Annotated in this window: 19 protein-coding genes and 1 other annotated feature (1 of these 20 only partly in view); of the genes, 7 read left to right on the top strand and 12 right to left on the bottom strand. The window is 45.4% G+C overall.

From position 1 onward, the window contains the following. Window positions 1–66 (bottom strand) — a binding site (T-box leader); it reaches 192 nt to the left of the window's first position. A gap of 141 nt (window positions 67–207) precedes the next feature. Together C0638_RS12850 and C0638_RS12845 are read left to right on the top strand one after the other, a co-directional pair. Further along, the gene (locus C0638_RS12850; RefSeq protein WP_058710785.1) at window positions 208–1,173 is read left to right on the top strand and encodes an aldose 1-epimerase; all 966 of its coding nucleotides are present in this window, start codon (window positions 208–210) and stop codon (window positions 1,171–1,173) included. A gap of 90 nt (window positions 1,174–1,263) precedes the next feature. Next, window positions 1,264–1,500 (top strand): alpha/beta-type small acid-soluble spore protein, encoded by a 237-nt coding sequence (locus C0638_RS12845; RefSeq protein ID WP_013372934.1) that lies wholly within the window; start codon window positions 1,264–1,266, stop codon window positions 1,498–1,500. A 124-nt stretch (window positions 1,501–1,624) separates the two neighbouring features. Here C0638_RS12845 and C0638_RS12840 read toward each other — a convergent pair whose 3' ends face one another. Further along, window positions 1,625–2,026: a hypothetical protein gene (locus C0638_RS12840; protein ID WP_013372935.1), complete on the bottom strand. Its 402-nt coding sequence runs from the start codon at window positions 2,024–2,026 to the stop codon at window positions 1,625–1,627. Between the two features lie 258 nt (window positions 2,027–2,284). Further along, window positions 2,285–4,072, bottom strand: a complete 1,788-nt coding sequence (locus C0638_RS12835; protein ID WP_058710784.1) for a M3 family oligoendopeptidase — start codon at window positions 4,070–4,072, stop codon at window positions 2,285–2,287. Window positions 4,073–4,170: 98 nt separating this feature from the next. Between C0638_RS12835 and C0638_RS12830 the strand changes: the two genes are divergently transcribed. Together C0638_RS12830 and C0638_RS12825 are read left to right on the top strand one after the other, a co-directional pair. After that, window positions 4,171–4,341: a YycC family protein gene (locus tag C0638_RS12830; RefSeq protein ID WP_080683342.1), complete on the top strand. Its 171-nt coding sequence runs from the start codon at window positions 4,171–4,173 to the stop codon at window positions 4,339–4,341. Beyond that, window positions 4,338–4,574, top strand: a complete 237-nt coding sequence (locus C0638_RS12825; protein WP_013372938.1) for a hypothetical protein — start codon at window positions 4,338–4,340, stop codon at window positions 4,572–4,574. Before C0638_RS12830 ends, C0638_RS12825 begins: the two co-directional genes overlap by 4 nt. Window positions 4,575–4,666: 92 nt before the next feature. Here the strand turns inward: C0638_RS12825 and C0638_RS12820 are convergent, their stop codons facing one another. Next, a complete protein-coding gene (locus C0638_RS12820) occupies window positions 4,667–5,377 on the bottom strand; it encodes a DUF2225 domain-containing protein (protein WP_017427265.1) in 711 nt (236 codons plus the stop codon). Between the two features lie 42 nt (window positions 5,378–5,419). Then, complete coding sequence (locus C0638_RS12815; protein ID WP_013372940.1) at window positions 5,420–5,797, bottom strand: globin domain-containing protein; 378 nt, start codon at window positions 5,795–5,797, stop codon at window positions 5,420–5,422. Between the two features lie 388 nt (window positions 5,798–6,185). Between C0638_RS12815 and ylbJ the strand changes: the two genes are divergently transcribed. Continuing rightward, complete coding sequence (ylbJ, locus tag C0638_RS12810) at window positions 6,186–7,484, top strand: sporulation integral membrane protein YlbJ (protein WP_090738322.1); 1,299 nt, start codon at window positions 6,186–6,188, stop codon at window positions 7,482–7,484. 66 nt (window positions 7,485–7,550) lie between these two features. Beyond that, window positions 7,551–8,354, top strand: coding sequence for an NAD kinase (locus tag C0638_RS12805; RefSeq protein WP_013372943.1), 804 nt, complete (start codon window positions 7,551–7,553; stop codon window positions 8,352–8,354). A 134-nt stretch (window positions 8,355–8,488) separates the two neighbouring features. Here the strand turns inward: C0638_RS12805 and C0638_RS12800 are convergent, their stop codons facing one another. Together C0638_RS12800 and lipA are read right to left on the bottom strand one after the other, a co-directional pair. Further along, window positions 8,489–9,352 carry a YutD family protein gene (locus C0638_RS12800; RefSeq protein ID WP_013372944.1) on the bottom strand — a complete coding sequence of 288 codons (864 nt, stop codon included), beginning with the start codon at window positions 9,350–9,352 and terminating at the stop codon, window positions 8,489–8,491. A 24-nt stretch (window positions 9,353–9,376) separates the two neighbouring features. Beyond that, on the bottom strand, window positions 9,377–10,279 hold the full coding sequence (lipA, locus tag C0638_RS12795) for a lipoyl synthase (RefSeq protein ID WP_016324696.1): 903 nt from the start codon (window positions 10,277–10,279) through the stop codon (window positions 9,377–9,379). A 243-nt stretch (window positions 10,280–10,522) separates the two neighbouring features. Between lipA and C0638_RS12790 the strand changes: the two genes are divergently transcribed. Next, on the top strand, window positions 10,523–11,629 hold the full coding sequence (locus tag C0638_RS12790; RefSeq protein ID WP_102163522.1) for a M23 family metallopeptidase: 1,107 nt from the start codon (window positions 10,523–10,525) through the stop codon (window positions 11,627–11,629). 46 nt (window positions 11,630–11,675) lie between these two features. Here the strand turns inward: C0638_RS12790 and yunB are convergent, their stop codons facing one another. From yunB to C0638_RS12760, 6 genes are all read right to left on the bottom strand, one after another. Beyond that, window positions 11,676–12,425, bottom strand: coding sequence for a sporulation protein YunB (gene yunB / locus C0638_RS12785; protein ID WP_013372947.1), 750 nt, complete (start codon window positions 12,423–12,425; stop codon window positions 11,676–11,678). Between the two features lie 196 nt (window positions 12,426–12,621). After that, entirely contained in the window at window positions 12,622–13,554 is a 933-nt protein-coding gene (locus tag C0638_RS12780; RefSeq protein WP_058710780.1) for an aldo/keto reductase, read from the bottom strand. Window positions 13,555–13,637: 83 nt separating this feature from the next. Beyond that, window positions 13,638–14,474, bottom strand: coding sequence for a carbohydrate ABC transporter permease (locus C0638_RS12775; protein WP_058710779.1), 837 nt, complete (start codon window positions 14,472–14,474; stop codon window positions 13,638–13,640). Window positions 14,475–14,476: 2 nt separating this feature from the next. Beyond that, a complete protein-coding gene (locus C0638_RS12770; protein ID WP_058710778.1) occupies window positions 14,477–15,379 on the bottom strand; it encodes a carbohydrate ABC transporter permease in 903 nt (300 codons plus the stop codon). 32 nt (window positions 15,380–15,411) lie between these two features. Beyond that, a complete protein-coding gene (locus C0638_RS12765; RefSeq protein ID WP_058710777.1) occupies window positions 15,412–16,773 on the bottom strand; it encodes an ABC transporter substrate-binding protein in 1,362 nt (453 codons plus the stop codon). Window positions 16,774–16,871: 98 nt separating this feature from the next. Next, window positions 16,872–18,728 carry a sensor histidine kinase gene (locus C0638_RS12760; protein ID WP_058710776.1) on the bottom strand — a complete coding sequence of 619 codons (1,857 nt, stop codon included), beginning with the start codon at window positions 18,726–18,728 and terminating at the stop codon, window positions 16,872–16,874. Window positions 18,729–18,741 lie beyond the last annotated feature (13 nt).

The following is an 18,741-nucleotide window of genomic DNA, read 5'->3' as shown; positions in this document are numbered from 1 at the left end:
CTCATCCACCACCGGCTTTCTGAAGAGCTTATGCAAAAGCTTACTTGTCCTCATCATCGTGTTATCCATGTCATTTCTTTCTAAGCTACATTAATGATAATTCCGCTTACTGTTATTGTCAAATGACGATTGTGCCATATGACCAAAAATCTGTTATCATAATGACACGAAGCTTCAACCGATTATAGTGGACAAAGGAGCATGAATATGAAACAAGTGACCAAAGAACACTGGAACGGTTACGACACGTATGTTTTACATAGTGGTGAATTGGAAGTTACAATGATCCCTCGTCTGGGGAATAATATTATCTCCGTGCGTGATCTGAAGCTGAACCGGGATATCGTACGTCGACCTGGCGAGGAAGAATTGGCATTTTATTTACAAAAGCCATATCATTTTGGCTTACCTATTTTGATTCCTCCTGGCCGAATTCGCAAAGGACAATTTGAGTTTGACGGCGTCCCATATCAGTTTGACCGTAATACAGCCAACGACAATCATATACACGGTCTGCATCGCAATCAATCCTGGCGTTGCAGCGATATTGAAGAGGATGAAGATGGTTGCAGCGTAACAACCGAGCTTCTGACAGAAAGTGATCCGCACTGGATGGAACAATACCCCATTGCTTTGCGGCTGGAAATGACGTATCGTTTGCAGGGCACCGTATTAAGTCAAACGCTGCGCGTCACAAATCTAGGTGAAAAAACAGCCCCATTCGGCTTGGGATACCACACTTGGTTTATGGTGGATGGAGAACCTGAGCGCTGGCGCCTGAAGCTACCGGTGAATGGAGTATACGAACAGGATATTGAGCAGCTGCCTACAGGTGTCATTACTTCTTTAGATCATTTGGAACAGCTCTCCTCAGGTCTATCTCTGAAAGGAACAAATTTGGATACTGTGCTGCAAGCAACGGAAGGCCCTGCTGAAGCTGCCTTGACTCGTGATGATGGCTATCAAATCCGCTACACAGCAGATGAGCAATACTTTAAATATTGGGTGCTATATACCAAAGGGGAATGCGATCAGTATCTTTGCATTGAGCCTTATACCTGGCTATCTGATGCTCCCAATTTCCCAGACCCAGTCGGAGATGGTGGGTTGATCCGTCTAGAGCCTCAACAATCCATCGACCTCAAAACTCAGATTCATATCATATATCCGTAATTTCCCTATAGTCACTTTTCTTCCTTCGGCGCATATTTTCATAACTCTGTCGCATACTAACCTCATCACAGCCGAAGGAGGTGACTACACATGTATGAAGCCAATCAAGGCAGAGGACGTCGTAGCAATACTCTAGTCGTTCCTCAAGCCAACAATGCATTGCAACAATTGAAATATGAAGCTGCGCAAGAACTGGGCATCACCATTCCGGCAGACGGTTACTATGGTGATATGCCGTCCCGTGAAGCTGGGTCTCTGGGAGGCTATATCACTAAACGCTTAGTACAGCTGGCCGAACAGCAATTATCCGGTCGTTCAGGTCAATAAGCGTCATTATTCCACATGAGCATTCCGTTATCGTAATTTACCAAAATACGTTATAACGGGTATATAACAAAGGCGGTCTTCATAAGAAGACCGCTCTTTACTTTGCTCTTTTTAATGTCGATGATTATTCAGATTTAGCCGCGCGATATGTAGGCTTGTTATAGCGGATCATGAGATTCGCCATGTTGTAGTTGGATTCTAAGGTTGCATCTACCAAGATTGTTCCTTGTCTGATGGCAAAATCGAAAGCAATCTCACCATGAGTCCAGCTACGCTTGTGATTTAGCGTTTCCAGAGCCATACGCCGAAAATGATCCCGATGCTGTACAGATAAGCCTGGTTCTACTGCTGCAAATGTGCCTCCTTTGCCTGCAATTGGATTATGCCGAATCCCAAATTTACCAACTACATTATTCCGTATTTGTACAAATACGATGCCTGACGATAAACCCGCCAGTTCATTATCCAATTCTTTAAAAACGATATCCATCTGCCTCGCCAACGACAATTGACCTACTTCATCCATTAAAAAAACCCTCCTATATACCTTGTATTAAAATATTTAATAGGTCTTACGACTCAATTATATGCGAAGGTTTTTAAGCTTACAATCAAATTCAACATAATTGGGTATTTATAACTATTTTCTAAGTATATCCATCATTTTAAATTTCGCTAACAGGTAGTGTCAATTACACTTCGACATTTTGCGACTTTATTCATCATCCTCTGCAAAAATCACAAAAAAGGCCCCCCTTACGGGAGACCTTCTAAAATAACTCGGTTATTTTGTCATTTGCAAAAATTGCTCAATATCCTGAACAGTAACTTGTGCGGCGTTACGCCAGAAGTCAGCCTGTGTTAAATCGGTACCCAAGTGCTTGGAGGCCAGTTCTTCTACTGTCATGCGACCTGTATCACGCAGCAAAGCATCATATTGGTCGGCAAAGCCATCCGAATTTTCCTTCGCAAAAGCGTAAATCCCTGCACTGAACATATACCCAAACGTGTATGGGAAGTTGTAGAAAGGAGTTTCCGTAATATAGAAGTGCAGCTTGGAAGCCCAAAAATGAGGATGAGCCTCATCCAGAACCCCACAAAACGCTTCACGCTGCGCTTCTTCCATCAACTCACTTAATTGCTGTGCTCCTACAACACCCTTTTTCCGCAGTTCGTAAAAACGGGTTTCAAATAGGAAACGGGCATGAATATTCATGAAGAAGGCTACACCACGCTGAATTTTATCCTCTAGCAAAGCTACCTTCTCCTGACCCTCAGCAGCTTCCAGCAAAGCATCTGATACAATCAGTTCTGCCAGCGTCGATGCCGTTTCAGCCACGTTCATAGCATAATTTTGATTCAATGGATGCAATTCATTCATCACATGCTGATGATAACCGTGTCCGAGCTCGTGGGCCAGTGTCGAAACGTTGGATGGTGATCCGGCATAGGTCATAAAAATACGGGTTTCTTTGCTTAGACGCAGAGATGTACAAAACCCGCCTGGACGTTTGCCTGGACGATCCTCTGCTTCGATCCAGCTTTTCTCAAAAGCCATCTGGGCAAAGTCAGCCATTCTCGAACTAAATTTACCAAATTGCTCAACAATCGTTGCGGCTGCATCGTCGTAAGGGATTTTAGTGGTTGATGTTCCCAGCGGAGCTTCAATGTCATGCCAGGACAGTTTTTCTAAGCCTAGAAGCTTGGCTTTCCGCTCCAGGTATTTAACTACAATAGGCTTGGTTTCATTAATCACTTGCCACATCGTGTCCAACGTTTGGGCTGACATACGGCTGATTTCCAGCGGTTCCTTGAGCACGTCTGTCCAGCCTCTGTTTTCATATAGCTTGAGGCGGAAACCTGCCAGATGATTCAGTGTATCGGCGCAATAGTCCTCAACCTGAGTCCATGCCTCTTCCCAACGTGCAAATACGTCTTTACGTACGCTGCGATCTGCTTCATCCAGCTTATTAGCTGCCTGACCCACAGACAAGTTTACAATCTCACCATTTTCAGGCACAGGGATCGTCATATTTTTGACAATGGTATCATAAAAGTCACCCCAGCCATGGTAACCATCCACTGCCAAATCCAATGCAAGGCTCTCCAGCTCAGGAGCCATTTTTTTACGCGCTTCGTTCCGGTATTCAGTCAGGACAAAAGAAATCGGCTTAATCGCTTCGCGCTCCATCCACTTCTGCCAAATGTCTTCACTGGTTTGTGCCAGCAAGTTCTGAAAAGCGACTAAAGCACTTTTCCCTTGGGCATATAATGAATTGACACGCGCCCCCAGTTGAACAGCCAGCTTGTCATGCTGATTTTGAGCAGTTAAACAAGATACAAAAGAACCTGCCTGCGATGCTCCATTAAACAGCTCCTGTATGCTATTCAGAACACTACCCAGACGCTCGGTATCCAACACCGTTTGTGGCACTTTGGCTACTTTAAGCTGGGATTGCAGCTGTTGGACCTTGCTCTCCAGTTCTTCCAAAAATGCATGAAATGAGGCAGAGGAAGAGCCTCCGCTAAAAATAGATTCCAGATCCCATGTTTGCTTTAACGGTGTTTTCATAATAGTTCCACCTTTCTTTTTTGGCGAATTCATGTGGTTTCATATACAATAAAGCTACATCGTGATGATACAATCACTACAATTAGGAGGAAAACAGGATGAGACCCTTACAAATTTCGCCGGAAACGGCTGTGAAATTATCCGAAAAACTCGGCATTCCGCTGGAACACCTTATGCATACACCCCAGCACATTTTGATGCAAAAGCTGGCCGAACTGGCTAAAGAAGAAACCGCTGGCTCGAACGGCGGAGAATCGGACAAATCATGATTCCTTTTGATAAAACCTGGCCTTATGACATTGTCATGGGAGATGTTTATGTACAGTCTTGTCCGTTTTGCAATCATGATAACGTCTTGCTACCCCTGAAGCCCAAAGAGCTTAAGCTCATTCATGAAGGCATGAAAAAGCTGCTTGTGTTTCCATGCTGCCATAACAAGGTTACTTTGGTGGATTGTGACGACGATTATTTGCTGTCAGATACCACGTTGCGCCATCATTAACTTATGAGGCAGTTGCAAGATAAGATAACTCGTTTTACAAACAAGGTGTGAACCATGAGCCTAGATCGCTCATAGTGCACACCTTTATTACTTCAAGAGGAGCTTGCGTTCTGCATTTCCTCAGGTAGCTGGAAGTTTTTTGCCAGCATTTGTTCACGTAGGACAGACCACTGTTCACGAGAAGCTCTAATCATCGCTGCATCCATAATTTTCTTGTCATTAATGACACGCGAAAACCAGCGCACTGCTTCGTTAAAGTTACCCGTACGTCGATGCAGTTCACCAATCAGATAAAGCAGTTTGGCATTATTCGCACCGACGCCCTCCAGCTCATAGACTCGAACATAGGAATCCAAACTAAATTTGAGAAAGCGAAGCTCCTGCTCCTCATTCCCCTGGTATCTGTACATCCATGCAATATGCTGCAATAGACTGGCTACTACGCGTTCCTTTTCTCCGATGACCTGTGCACAGAGTAAACCCAATTTGTACGTTTCTAATGCCTCTTCCCAGCTACGATGCCCGCCATATTCGCGAGGCTGCCAGCGATTACCGATTTTATCCTTAAATAGCTTGGTTTGCTGATCGCTTAACTGAACGGTAGAGTGCTCTGTCGAAGTAAATCCACAATGAGGACAGACCCGTACGACATAAAAATCCGGATTTTCGTTCTTATAATAAGCGCAAAAATCTGAATCGGTACGAATAGCCTTCTTTAGGCTTGGTCTGACACGGGATGTCTGAAATTCTTGTTCGCACTGCGGGCAGACGATTTTGATCTGATATAACGGTTCAAGTTCCAATGTTTTTACAACCCTCTCCAAAATTCGGCAATCCCCGAAAGCTTACGGGGTATTTACAAAATGATGCGCAGGACCGGACAAACGACTAAGTATGATGGAACGAAGCGGCTCCTCAATTCCCGTATCCGTTAACGCATCTGCCATACAAGACAACCATGCCTCTGCTCGCTCCTCCGTCACGGGGAACTTCATATGTCTGGCACGTAACATCGGATGACCATATGCATCAGAAAAGAGGGACGGCCCTCCAAAAAACTGGCTTAGGAACATAAACTGCTTTTCCTTTACCGGCTCCATGTCTTTAGGAAACAGGGGACTTAACAACGGATCTTTATAAACTCTCGGGTAGAAGGCCTCAATAATAGCACGAATACCTTCTGCACCCCCAAGGTTGTCATAAATGCTCAGGCTAGGATTCACTTTTCCTCCAACTTTCTGTGCTATGGTAATAAATATACACTCGTATTATAACAAAAAACAAAAAATGACGCTAAAAATAAGCGTCATTTTATCAATTTAACAACATCGCTTCGTCATTCCATGAATTCCACTAATAACTCCGCCAATCCTCTTCACCGGGATGGACGAGAGAGGCACGAATTACATACACAAAAGCACATACAAACAGACCGGCAACGATACTCATCCTGATCACTCCATCCTTAAGGTTATGGAATCGTTGTTTTTTTATTTTAACATACTCTTTACAAAAAAACAGCATTCCATGTAATCGTTTTCTTTACTTTTTTGTACTCTTTGTCCATCCCCGACATAGGTATAATAGTACAACTCCAAAGGAGGGGCCTCCATGTCGCTGTACCACCGTTTCTCGCTTCCTTTGCTCATCCTTATGCTGTTATTCCTATTCATACTGATGGCCGTGTATCCGCAATCTTCTCTGAATGCCGGGCTTCGCGGTCTTGCCATCTGGTGGGATGTGCTATTCCCGTCCTTATTTCCATTTTTCGTTATTTCCGAGCTTCTTCTCGGCTTTGGAATTGTTCATTTCATAGGTGCGCTACTGGACCCACTGATGCAACCTCTATTCCGTGTACCTGGCTGCGGGGGGTTTGTCGCTGCGGTCAGCTGTGCATCCGGCTACCCTATAGGGGCCAAATTAACCGCAAAGCTGTGGGAGCAAAAATGGATCACACGCATTGAAGGTGAACGTTTGGTCGCGTTTACGACTTCCTCTGATCCGATATTTCTGATCGGTGCAGTTTCGGTTGGCTTCTTCCATCAACCCGAAATTGCACTCGTACTGGGAGCGGCCCATTACGGTGGTGTTCTCATCATCGGACTACTCATGCGTTTTCATGGTTCCCGTTCAGAAAAAAACGATATTCGCAGCGAACGTTCTCAGCCTCCTCAAAAAACCTGGTCGAAGTCTGCTAACACAATAACAACAGGTCGCAATAAGCAGCCTGGACCACTGCGCCAAGCGTTATATGCTATGCATACAGCACGTTTGGAAGACGGACGTCCATTGGGTGAGTTGCTTCGTCAGGCGATTGCTTCCTCCCTACGCCTTATTATTGTCGTAGGAGGGCTGGTTGTATTCTTCTGCGTCATTTTAGAAGCTTTGACGAACTCTGGCTTAATGAGCGGGCTACATCTGCTTACGGCTAGCTTATTGTCTGCCTGTGGTCTTCCTCCTGCATTAACAGAGTCCATCGTAGGTGGTATTTTTGAAGTCACTTTAGGTGCGCAAGCTGCAGGTGGAGCCGCAGCAGCGGCATTACCGTTCAAGGTAGCTGCAGCAGCTTTTGTTCTCTCCTGGGGCGGGCTATCGGTCCATGCACAGGTTGCAAGTATTTTAAATATGACGAATCTCCGCTATATGCCATTTTTGCTGGCCCGGGCTGCGCATGGGATCATCTCCGCACTGCTAGCTCTCGTGTTATGGCGCCCGTTAATGGGACAGGGAAGCTCTCCGGTCTTTTCTCCGGTACATGATATCGCATGGTCCCCTGGCTTCTCGTCCGCTATGCTACTGCAAAGTCTGCTGCTTCTTGCTTGTATACTGACTGGAATGCTGGCTCTCTCCTGGTTAAGCGTGGGTACAAATCGCTTATTCGTACGATTGAGAGGAATACACCGGCAATGAACGATTGTGTTCTTGCTCATAATTGATTATGATCGGTATATACCCATGACAAAGGAGCTTTTCATCTTGAGATATTATGTTCTGGATCGCGGGGATCAGCACTCCATGGACTTGAGTCAGCAATTTCACCGTCTTGCCCAAGAAAAGAATTTCAAGCTGGATGCCGAATCGCCGGAAATCGTCGTGTCTATAGGAGGCGATGGTACGATGCTTCATGCGTTTCATACCTTCATTGACCGCATTCCGGATATAGCCTTTGTTGGTGTACATACCGGTCATCTGGGCTTTTACGCGGATTGGCGTGCGGACGAGCTGGAGGAGCTAATCCACCTGATGAGCCAAAGCGGATCTGAGGGACCGCTTAACCCGAGAATCGTTAAGTATCCACTGATTGAGTTGGAAATTCACAAGAAATCAGGCAATGCTTCTTTTATTGCCCTGAATGAGTTTACGTTAAAAGGGGTAGATGGCACGGTCGTTGCCCAAGTAGATATTAACGATATCACCTTTGAAATGTTCCGTGGTGACGGTATATGTGTTTCTACACCTTCAGGAACGACCGCCTATAATAAGGCACTTGGCGGAGCTATGGTTCACCCTACCATCGAAGCATTGCAATTAACTGAGATCGCTTCCATTAATAACCGTGTGTATCGGACACTGGGATCACCACTGCTACTGCCAAAACATCATCATTGTGATATTTTTTCACGGAAAGATCAGCGTCTTCTACTGACAGTAGATCACCTGAACTTTCCTGTGGATGACTTAATCTCTGTTCGATGTCAGGTTGCAAGTCAGAAGATCAGCTTCGCTCGTTACCGTCCTTTCCCATTTTGGGATCGGGTACGCAACGCTTTTCTCAATTAGAACCTGTAAAAGAGCCGACTCCGGCTCTTTTTTTAATTGATCAGGAGGACATATCCCCACTTTAAATAGGCAAAAAGTTGGTCATAACATTGGCAGCCTTGGAGGAACTTACAAACAAAACGGCTCCTGAAAATTCAGGAACCGTTTTGTTGTGGAGATGTAAATGTTTTATTTTTTTGACGCTGTCCCTCGGGTTCACGCGAGACACGAACTTGCCGTCCCTCCCGATTTTCCTTGGGCTGGCGATCATAACGTGGCCCACGCGATTCTTTTTTATCGAAATTCCCTTGCGGATTGCGCTGCCTACGTGGTTCACGGGCTTGCTGCCCTTCCCCCGAACTTCGCCCATCCTTTGCTTCACGCGGTTCTCTTGGCTGGCGGGAATCACGTGCTTCACGCTGCCGATTTCCTTCACGTCCTTCTCTGGATGGCCGACTTTCGCGAGCTTCACGTGGCTGTCGTTCACGTACTTCCTGAGCATCCTTCGGTTCCCTACGTTGCAACTCGCGTGGTTCACGGGCTTCTGAAGGCTGTTCCACTCGTGACTCCTCTGTAGCTGCGGAATCCTGCTGTGGTTGCGGCCATTCCGTTTGTCCAGCTGAAGGCTGCGATACCTCTTGGCGCTCTTCGGAATCTAACGTTCCCGCTTGTTCCCTTTGAGCATCTACCAACTGCTGGATGTCGGGAGGAACGAAGTCATCACTGGTGCCGTTCTTATTTTCAACTTCACGGCTTTTTTGCAGCACAAAATAGGCACAGCCAAAATTGCAGTATTCATTAATATAATCGTCCAATACCACAATGGATGTATCCTTATTGGCTTTGGGGTGCCCCTCTCGATAAAACCCCTTCAGGCGAAGCTGATTGTAACCCCAATCGCCAATAATGTAATCATAGCGATCCAACACTTCACTATAGCGATCACGAAAGGCTTCGGGATTCCACCCGTTCTTGTGATCCTGCAACACTTCATAGTTTTTACCACCGATTTGAAACAAGCTATTCTGACCGCCTTTCCCGGATCAAACCTGCGAAAGGGCGCTTTCTTCCTTATGCTGAGCGGCCGACTTCACCTGCTCATGCGCTTGGTAGGAGCTGCGGACCATCGGACCGGATTCGACGTGGCTGAATCCTCGCTGTAATCCCTCTTCCTTTAACTTCGCAAAATCTTCCGGTGGATAATATTTTTGCACATATAAATGTTTCTCGGACGGCTGCAAGTATTGACCAATTGTCATAATGTCACAATCGACTTTGCGCAGATCATCCATGGTTTGTATGATCTCGTCCCACTCTTCTCCGACACCTAACATGATGCTTGATTTCGTTGGGATCGCCGGATTTAATTGTTTTGCACGTTGAAGCAGCTCCAGAGAGCGATGGTATTTCGCTTTAGCCCGAACCTTGTCGGACATGCGTTCCACTGTTTCAATATTATGATTGAGAATATCTGGCTTGGCATCCATGACAATTCGCAGCGACTCAATATCGCCCATAAAATCGGGAATCAATACTTCTACACTGCAAAAAGGCAATCGGCGACGAATCGCACGAACCGTTTCTGCAAATATTGTAGCGCCCCCATCTTTTAAATCATCACGTGCCACACTAGTTACGACACAGTGCTTTAGATTCATGTTCTCAGCCGCTTCTGCGACGCGTTCAGGCTCCTGCAAGTCCAGTTCCGTAGGCATTCCCGTATTTACTGCGCAAAAACGACACGCACGCGTACAAATATCACCCAAAATCATAAATGTAGCTGTCCTGTTGGCCCAGCATTCATATATATTAGGGCACCGTGCCTCCTCACATACGGTATGTAATGTCTTGGAACGCATCATGCTCTTGATTTCCTGATAGTTATCGCCTGTCGTAAGTTTAATACGAATCCAGTCGGGCTTAGCTTCCTTCACTTTTTTAGACAATGGCATAGACCTTCTTTCTGATGTGCTTAAGCTGTCATTGCCATACATTATAGCATGAAAGCCATGGAAAAACCTCCATTCATTGTTCCCTTTTTGATATGACATTGATGCCGGAAAAAGTAAACTCTTGAGATGGATAAAAGCGGCGGATATGGCTCAATCTAATCGAAAGCGCCCTATTTACGCGATTACGGGCCAAGAATTTACCGGGCGGTTAAGCCCTTTTATAGGAGGTCGGTTCACGTGCCTTACCCTACGCGGGCAGTCCGCGCTGTTCGTCTGTTATCGCTGCTGTTGTGCGCTACTACACTGACAACGGCTTGTCCGCTTCCTGCTCATGCCTCTGCAGAGCACACAAAGTCCTCGTCAGCCGGAAATAACCTGACAGCAAATATCGATGCTTCACACGCTTCGTCTTCATTGTATACGTCCAGACTTGCTTTATATCACTCCATCGAAGCCCTGACAGGAGTCCCTTGGTACAGACTGGCTGCCATCGACCAGTACGAACGCACACTTACGGTGGCCCATCCCAAGGATCGCAAGCATGCGGAACGGATCATAGGTATTTTTGTGACAGGACCAGTATGGTCCGGTCTGTTGAACCCTGATTCCGAGGATCAAAATCCGCGTTCCATCGAACTATTTTCCGGGCTGGGACAAGACGGCTCAGGCGATGGAATCGCTGACCGCAATAATGACAAGGATTTGCTGTTCAGCATCGCTTCTTATCTCGAAAAGTATGGAAATAGCGAGGATGAATTTGGTATTGCCGTGTGGGAATATTACCATAACAGCCGCTCGGTTCAAAGAGTTCAGCAGTTTGCCAAGCTGTATCAGACGTATGGCAAGCTTGATCTGGTCAGTCAAGCTTTTCCGCTGCCTCTAGGCAGCATTTATAGCTACCGCAGCACTTGGGGAAGCCGTCGCAGCTGGGGCGGCTACCGTATACACGAAGGGACTGACCTGTTTGCAGGCTACGGAGTTCCGGTTCGCAGCACCTGCTACGGTGTGGTTGAAATGAAAGGCTGGAATCCCTTCGGAGGCTGGCGAATCGGTATTCGTGATCTCAACAACCGCTATCACTACTATGCACACCTTTCCGGCTTTGATAAAACCGTTCATAACGGAGACATCGTCAAGCCTGGTCAGACGGTTGGCTGGGTCGGAAGCTCGGGCTATGGAAAACCGGGTACCCAAGGCAAGTTTCCACCACATCTGCACTATGGTATATACCGGGACAATGGCTGGACAGACTGGTCCTTTGACCCATATCCGTTATTGAGACAGTGGGAGCAGAGCGAACGTAAAGCGCTCAAATCAGGAAAAACCAAAGGGACCTCCTCATAGGTCCCTTTGGTTTTTCCTGAGTATCTCACACCAATCCCCTCTTTGTTTATGGCGTTGGAGACTGCCTGAGGGAATTGGGTTCTTCCTGTATCTCTGGAACACTTTCTATGCTGGAATCTACAGCGCCGCTACTCTCTATAGAATGGGAAGGCAGTGCCAACTGCGGAGCGGTTGCACCATTTTTGCCGACGGGTTTACCCTGATTGTCATAGTAGTACATCGGGACGTTGCCCACCACCAACAAATAAGAAACCGGGATTTCCGTCTCCACAATCTGAGGTTGCATCTCAAACGGTATAACCACAGACACTTCCGTCGTAATTCGAATGTACACTTCCACCAAGATCATGTTTATGCCCGCATCCTGCTGACGTGTATTTAAATCCACCTTGATTGCTCCATGCGGCTCCACCTTTAGAGGGACCTTGGGTCCATAAGCCGCCAGCAGCGGACTCCCCAATGCCTGACCAATCGGAACGCTCTCGTCAAAATGACTCATACTGTCCATCGTTGCCTTGACTGCTTTGAGTGTGTCTGACGTAATTCTCATATGCTCCGCATAATTTAGAACAAATCCAGAGGTTCTCCCTTGTGTATCCGTTCTCCATTCGATCAAATTATCAGCAGTCTTCCCCTGCTCTACCTGCGCAGTAATTGCTGAATTAATTGCCTCCGTCGCCATTTGTTTGACCCGCACTTTAGCCAGATGCATCATGGGCGGCTTCAAATGCTGTTCCACATAAGCGGCCACCTGTACGATTCCTACCAGCAGCGCCAATGCCACAATGAGCCACATTCTGCGCCTGCCGCGTCGCCTTCTGCTCGGTCTGCTGTGCCATTGCGGTTTTCTATTCATTCTGATCCCCCCGCAGCGATGAGCTTACTTTAGAAGGATATGCCGCAAATAAACGAAAAAGAAGCCGCCCGTCCGGCAGCTCCTCCTGGTGTTAAACATATATGATTTCAAATCCGATTCAGTTCAACTCAACTTATTATTTGAAAATGTGGTCAATCTTTTCGATATCCGCCTGACTCAGTTGGACATTCAGCGTTTTCAGATTCGCCAGAACCTGCTCCGGTCCCTTCGCGCCTGGAATGAGGGCATCAATCGAATCGCGGGTCAAGTACCATGCAAGCACCACATGAGCAACCTCTGCATTCAACGCATTGGCAATCTCACGTACCTGCTCCACTTTGTCCAAATTACGGGCAAATGCATCTCCCTGAAACAATGGATCTTTCGCTCTGATGTCCGTGAAGGTCATGTCTTTCGTATACTTACCACCTAGCAGTCCAGAAGCTAACGGGAAATACGGCACAAACGAAATGCCATTTTCCTTAGTATAAGGCAGCAGATCCTTCTCAGCTTCCCGTTGCAACAGATTATAATGGGATTGAAGCACATCTACATAGCCGTCACTATTCGCATCTTTAAGTTGTTCAATGGTAAAGTTAGATACACCGATAGCCTTAATTTTACCTTCGTCTTTGAGCTTCTTCAGTTCTCCGACTGCTTCTGCCTTCGGTGTAGCTTCATCTGGGAAATGGATATAGAACAGATCAATATAATCTGTTTGCAATCTTTTCAGACTGGATTCGACGGATTCACGTAAAAAAGCAGGCGAGTTGTCAAAAACAACCTCTCCGTTCACAAACTTATGTGCTCCCTTGGTCGCTATGACAGCTTCCTCACGTTTGCCGCGCTCTTTAAGTACCTCACCGATCAACCGCTCTGAGTGCTCAGGCCCATAAATAAAAGCTGTATCCAGGAAGTTGATGCCGTTATCCAAAGCTGTGCGAACGACTTCTTTGCCCGTTTCATTGTTCAAACCGGAAAAAAGATTATGTCCTCCTACCTTATTCGCACCCAAACCGATTGGTTTTACATGTAAATCTGTTTTGCCAATACGCACTTGCTCTGCCAATTCACGTCATCTCCTTTTCGAAAGTTACTTCCATTTTATTATTAAATTCCAAAAAAAGCAAAGTGCGTACCTGGCTGCTGCTCTTATCCCTTAATCCCCGTTAAGGCAATGCCTTCCATAAAATACTTCTGTCCTATGGCAAAAAGAATGATAGCTGGCAACACGACAATTAAAGAAGCGGCCATCAGAACACCCCATTGCGCCGAATATATTCCCTGAAACTGCTGTAGCCCAATCGCCAACGTAAATTTGCTTTCATCATTAAGATAAACGAGCGGTCCCATAAAATCATTCCATGTGTTCAAAAATGTAAACAATCCGATGACCAAAATCGCTGACCGGGACAAAGGTAAAATAATGCGAGTAAAGATCGTAAAATGGTTGCCCCCATCCACAAATACAGCTTCATCCAGCTCTCGCGGAAGAGTCATGTAAAATTGTCTAAGCAAAAAGATATTAAAAACACCTCCACCAAAAAACGAAGGTAATACCAATGGAACGTAGGAATTAACCATGCCTAATGCCTGCCAACCAATAAAAGACGGAATTAGCGTGACCGCAAACGGCAGCATCATACTGCTTAATAACACGGCAAAAACCTTATCTCTTCCTTTCCATCTCATTCGCGCAAAGCTATAGGCAGAAAGGGTACTCGACAGAAGTACACCCGCTAAAGTACCTGCAACGACGATAAATGTGTTCACAAAATAGCGCCCAAACGATAACTCTTCAAATGGCTGTAAAAAATTTTCGAATACAAAAGGCTCGGGAATCCATTTCGGCGGGATCAAAAAAATCTGACTTAAATCCATCATGGAGCTTCTCACCAGCCAGTAAAAAGGAAACATGCAAAAAAGTGACCCCACAATGAGCACTGTGTAGAGAAAAACTCTGCTCCAACGCAAGCCATGTTTTTTCATCCTCATGCCCCCCCGCCTTCGTAATACACCCATTTTCGGGCCGTCTTGAACAGAAAGGCAGTGAATGTTAAAACTACAATAAAGAGCACCCAAGCAATCGCACAGGCATAACCCATATTCGAAAAAGTAAATGCCTCGCGGAACAAATAAAATGTATAGAATAAGCTGGAATTGTTAGGTCCACCCTGAGTCATGACGTAAGGCTGGACAAACACCTGAAATCCACCGATGAAGCCCATAATCGTATTAAAGAAAATCGTAGGCGATGTCAATGGAATTGTGATATAGATAAGCTTATGAAGAGCGCTCCCACCGTCAATTTCAATGGCTTCATAATAATGCCTAGGTATATCCTGCAAGCCAGCCAGAAAAATAATCATTGTTCCCCCAACGGTCCACAAACTCATTAAAACCAGTGTAGGAACTACCGACCCTTCACTATAAATCCATTGACTTTCGGGCAAATGCAGCGCACGCAACACTACATTCAGCAAGCCAAGGTCCGGATCAAACAGCCACATCCAGATCATAGACGATGCTATGAGTGGGACAATCGTGGGCAGATAAAAAACGGTCCTGAAAAAAGCCAAACCTTTTACCTTTTGATTGAGCAATATGGCCAGAAAGAAAGCCACTATAATTTGCAGGGGCACACTCAAAAACACATAATAAAAAGTAACCGCAAGGGATTTGTAAAAAAATTGATCCGTACCGTCAAATAAGTGTACATAATTATCCAGACCAATAAAACGGGCCTGTGAAGCAACCTTGTAATCGGCAAGACTGAACCAGAGACTAGCGATCATCGGTCCCAGAACAAAAATGACAAAGCCCAGAATAGCAGGGGCGGCAAAAAGCCACCCCAACCCATTTTCCTTCTTACGAATAGAAGATAACGATTGCATTCTATCCCTCTCTTTCTGTCAAGACCCTCACCTTATTCTTTCGGATATGTTCCCTTAAATTCAGCGTTCGCCTTGGCGGAAACCTCCTTAAATGCTTGCTCCACCGTTTTCTTGCCCAGCCATACCTGATCTAGCGCCGGGTTAATAATCGCATTGATTTTTTCCGAGTTTTTCAGATAGTAGTCGTAAGAATTGACACCGTTATGCAACGTTTGGTTCATGACTGCATCACGATATCCCTCCGCATGGCCTGGCTTGACATCTGCCCATTTGCTAATCAAGTCTGGTTCGGTGTACCACTTTTTCATGACAGGCATCCACAATCCGCTGGAATGCATGTCAAGTCCGCTTTCAGCATCCAGCAAGAATTTATAAAACATCCATGCTTCTTTCGGATGTTTGGTTTTGGCAGAAATCACTTCCGGTTCACCAAACAGGATTGTTTTACTGCTTTTCAGTTTGGGTAACACGCCTACACCAAAATTCACCTTCGATTCTCCAAGATCCAATTGGACCCACTGCCCATCCAGATCCATCGCTACACGTTTGCTTTGCAATGCTACGGCCGGAGAAGGAATATTTTTGGACTGCGTCGGCGACGGTGCCACATGATACACATTGATCAGATCCGCCATCTTTTGCACGGCTTCAATCACATCAGGGTTTTCAAGGTTAAGCGAGTCCCCTTTGTCGGAAATCACACTTGCGTTATTGGAAGGAACCAGCAGGTGCCACATCCATGTGTCAAACCGAACTCCATACTGTTTGATGTTACTTGCATCAAAATTGGGGCTGAGCGCATTATTTCCCGCTTTATCAATGGTGAGCTTTTGTGCTGTCTCTAAGAATTGTTCCCATGTCCAAGCCTCTTCAGCTTTGACTGGCGGCAAGGCAACACCAGCCTCATCAAACAAATCCTTGTTGTAATAAAGCGCAAAGGCTTCCTCCGTCACCTTGACCCCTGCCACTTTATCCTTATCCCAATAGATAACTGAATTAGGAATGAGGCTTTCCTTCGTTAGCTCCTTATCCTCCTTCAAAAATTCATTTAAATTATATAGTTTGCCTTGTTCAGCCCATTGCAGAGCCTGTGCTTTATAAATAGGAAATACATCTGGTGCCTGGTTGGCGGCAAACATCGTCGTTAATTTAGTTACGTAATCCCCGGGGATGTGCATATAGTTGATTTTGATCCACGGATATTTCTCTGTGAATTTTTTGGCAATCTCCTGTTGAACCTTCTTTTCATTGGTGCTCCCCCAGCTGGCATAGGTCAGTGTCACTTGCTCGTGCCCCTGCAAATCTACTGGCTTGCTGCTCTCATTTGAACTACAGGCTGACATAAGTCCAACGATCAAGCACATGCAGACGATCCATAACTTTCGTTTTAACATGAGTAGCGCCCCCAAACCGTTTATTTTTTATCTTTTCGTTTGTTGCTTCGTCACTAAATCCATTCTAGCAAACGCTTACATTTTGAAAAGTCGTACTCTCATTGGATTGGTGTCATTTGATTAGATCTATGCGTTTCTCCGATTCGGATCAGGACAAATGTCCCCTTACCTTCTGGCGAGTGGAGCGCAATCCCATATTCCATCCCATATAACAGCCGCACTCTTCTGTCTACATTTTTAATGCCTGTTGACCGGATTTCTCCAGCTTGAATTCGGCATATATGATCTTCTTGAATTCCTAATCCATTATCCTCGACTTTAAAACACACCAATTGCGTTTCGATCCAGGCTGTGATCTTAATCTGACCGCCTGATTCCATTTCGGCGAAACCGTGAATAATTGAATTCTCCACAAAAGGCTGCAAGAAGAGTTTGGGAACCTCCATCTGAAGCAAAATGGGATCAATATCATATTCCACCGTGAACTTGTTCTCAAAGCGATTTTGCATAATGTAAATGTATTTTTCCAGCCAATTCAGATCGGTTTCCAGGCTCCATGTATCATTTTTGTTTCGAGTCGTAATTTGCAGCATTTCCGCCAGACTAATGATCAATTGGCCCAGTTCCTGTTGTTTATGCTCTAGTGCGATCCAATACATTGTCGTTAAGGTGTTATACAAAAAATGGGGATTAAGCTGTAAATTAAGTGCCATTAACTCCGACTCTTTGGCTCGCAGACGTGATTTGTAATTTTCTTCGATCAAATCTTTAATTTTCTCATTCATTTGATTAAATCGGATCACCAGGTCCCCCAATTCATCATAGCCACGTTCAGGAATTCGAATATCAAAATCTCCCTTCTCCATTACCTTCATCGCCTGTTTCATATCTGTAATGGGCTTACTGATGTATACAGACAGCAAATAAGCAAGGATAACAGCAATGAGCATCATAATGCCTAAAAAAAACAAGGTGTAGGTACGAATCGTTGACAGATGTCCCAGTACATCTTCCATGGGAATGGCTATATACGATACCCAGCCCGTCGTCTTCATCGCTTCGTAAACCAGTAATATGCTTTGACCCTTAACGTTTACCATTTTCGTCCCTTGTTCCGAAGTAATGGCCTTCTTCAGCCAATCTGCCACCGGCTCCCCCGCTTGTTGCTGTCGATCTGAACTCATGACTATCCCATTGTTATCGTGAATCATACCGTAGGATAGATGTGCAAATCCGCTGCGGGCTGCATAATCTTCAAAACCGACCTTTAGCAAATCAGGCCGGAAATTCAATATAAGTATAGGCTTTTCCTTGCCTTCAGGAAGCGTATGAAAGGTTCCAGCATCATCTAATGCAGTCAAATGAAGCTGCTTAACCACAGCAAATAAAGAACTAAAATCATAGGAACCTTGTTTTAAATCCTGCTGATGAAAGGTGTCGGCATACGAATAGGCAGGAATCCACTTGGTAGCCCCCTCTGCTTGCACCGCTGTTGTCGCCAAGGGAGAAGAATAAAACGGCTGAACGGGAATATACATCCGCTCTGTACTTCCGTATGCATACTTTTGCGTCATAATTTGAGAAGCGTATACTTCCTCCATATTGCCAAAGTATCTGTACAAAATTTTCGTAATACTGCGATCAGTTCGTAAAAGCGATGAAGAATCCGTAGTATCCACGTCTGTAATGGTCTGTAGAAGGTCATGATCAATTGGAATCATATCTACGGTTTTTTGAATAGCTGTCAGCTTGTTATCCAGCAGCTGGTTATTACTTCGAAGTACACTTGTAACGCCATCTGTTACGTTTGCAGTAATATTCCGCGCACTGGTTTCGAAGTAGACAAAGCCCAGGATCAAAACGATAAAACCAGACAACAAAAAATAGGACAGCATCAACTTCGTACGAAAGCTACTGTCCAAAAATTTTTGATATATATATTTGACTTGGCGCATTGTACCTTCCTTT

The organism is Paenibacillus sp. lzh-N1 (genome assembly GCF_002872435.1).
GTDB lineage: Bacteria > Bacillota > Bacilli > Paenibacillales > Paenibacillaceae > Paenibacillus > Paenibacillus polymyxa_C.
This window is presented reverse-complemented; position numbering and strand designations above follow the sequence as displayed.

What these genes read in the sequence shown, in the direction of transcription:
- C0638_RS12850 (WP_058710785.1), top strand. Translation starts at nt 208, where the DNA reads ATGAAACAAGTGACCAAAGAACACTGGAACGGTTACGACACGTATGTT.
- C0638_RS12770 (WP_058710778.1), bottom strand. Translation starts at nt 15,379, where the DNA reads ATGCAATCGTTATCTTCTATTCGTAAGAAGGAAAATGGGTTGGGGTGG.
- C0638_RS12840 (WP_013372935.1), bottom strand. Translation starts at nt 2,026, where the DNA reads ATGGATGAAGTAGGTCAATTGTCGTTGGCGAGGCAGATGGATATCGTT.
- C0638_RS12825 (WP_013372938.1), top strand. Translation starts at nt 4,338, where the DNA reads ATGATTCCTTTTGATAAAACCTGGCCTTATGACATTGTCATGGGAGAT.
- C0638_RS12845 (WP_013372934.1), top strand. Translation starts at nt 1,264, where the DNA reads ATGTATGAAGCCAATCAAGGCAGAGGACGTCGTAGCAATACTCTAGTC.
- C0638_RS12775 (WP_058710779.1), bottom strand. Translation starts at nt 14,474, where the DNA reads ATGAAAAAACATGGCTTGCGTTGGAGCAGAGTTTTTCTCTACACAGTG.
- C0638_RS12765 (WP_058710777.1), bottom strand. Translation starts at nt 16,773, where the DNA reads ATGTTAAAACGAAAGTTATGGATCGTCTGCATGTGCTTGATCGTTGGA.
- C0638_RS12760 (WP_058710776.1), bottom strand. Translation starts at nt 18,728, where the DNA reads ATGCGCCAAGTCAAATATATATATCAAAAATTTTTGGACAGTAGCTTT.
- C0638_RS12835 (WP_058710784.1), bottom strand. Translation starts at nt 4,072, where the DNA reads ATGAAAACACCGTTAAAGCAAACATGGGATCTGGAATCTATTTTTAGC.
- C0638_RS12830 (WP_080683342.1), top strand. Translation starts at nt 4,171, where the DNA reads ATGAGACCCTTACAAATTTCGCCGGAAACGGCTGTGAAATTATCCGAA.
- yunB (WP_013372947.1), bottom strand. Translation starts at nt 12,425, where the DNA reads ATGTGGCTCATTGTGGCATTGGCGCTGCTGGTAGGAATCGTACAGGTG.
- ylbJ (WP_090738322.1), top strand. Translation starts at nt 6,186, where the DNA reads ATGTCGCTGTACCACCGTTTCTCGCTTCCTTTGCTCATCCTTATGCTG.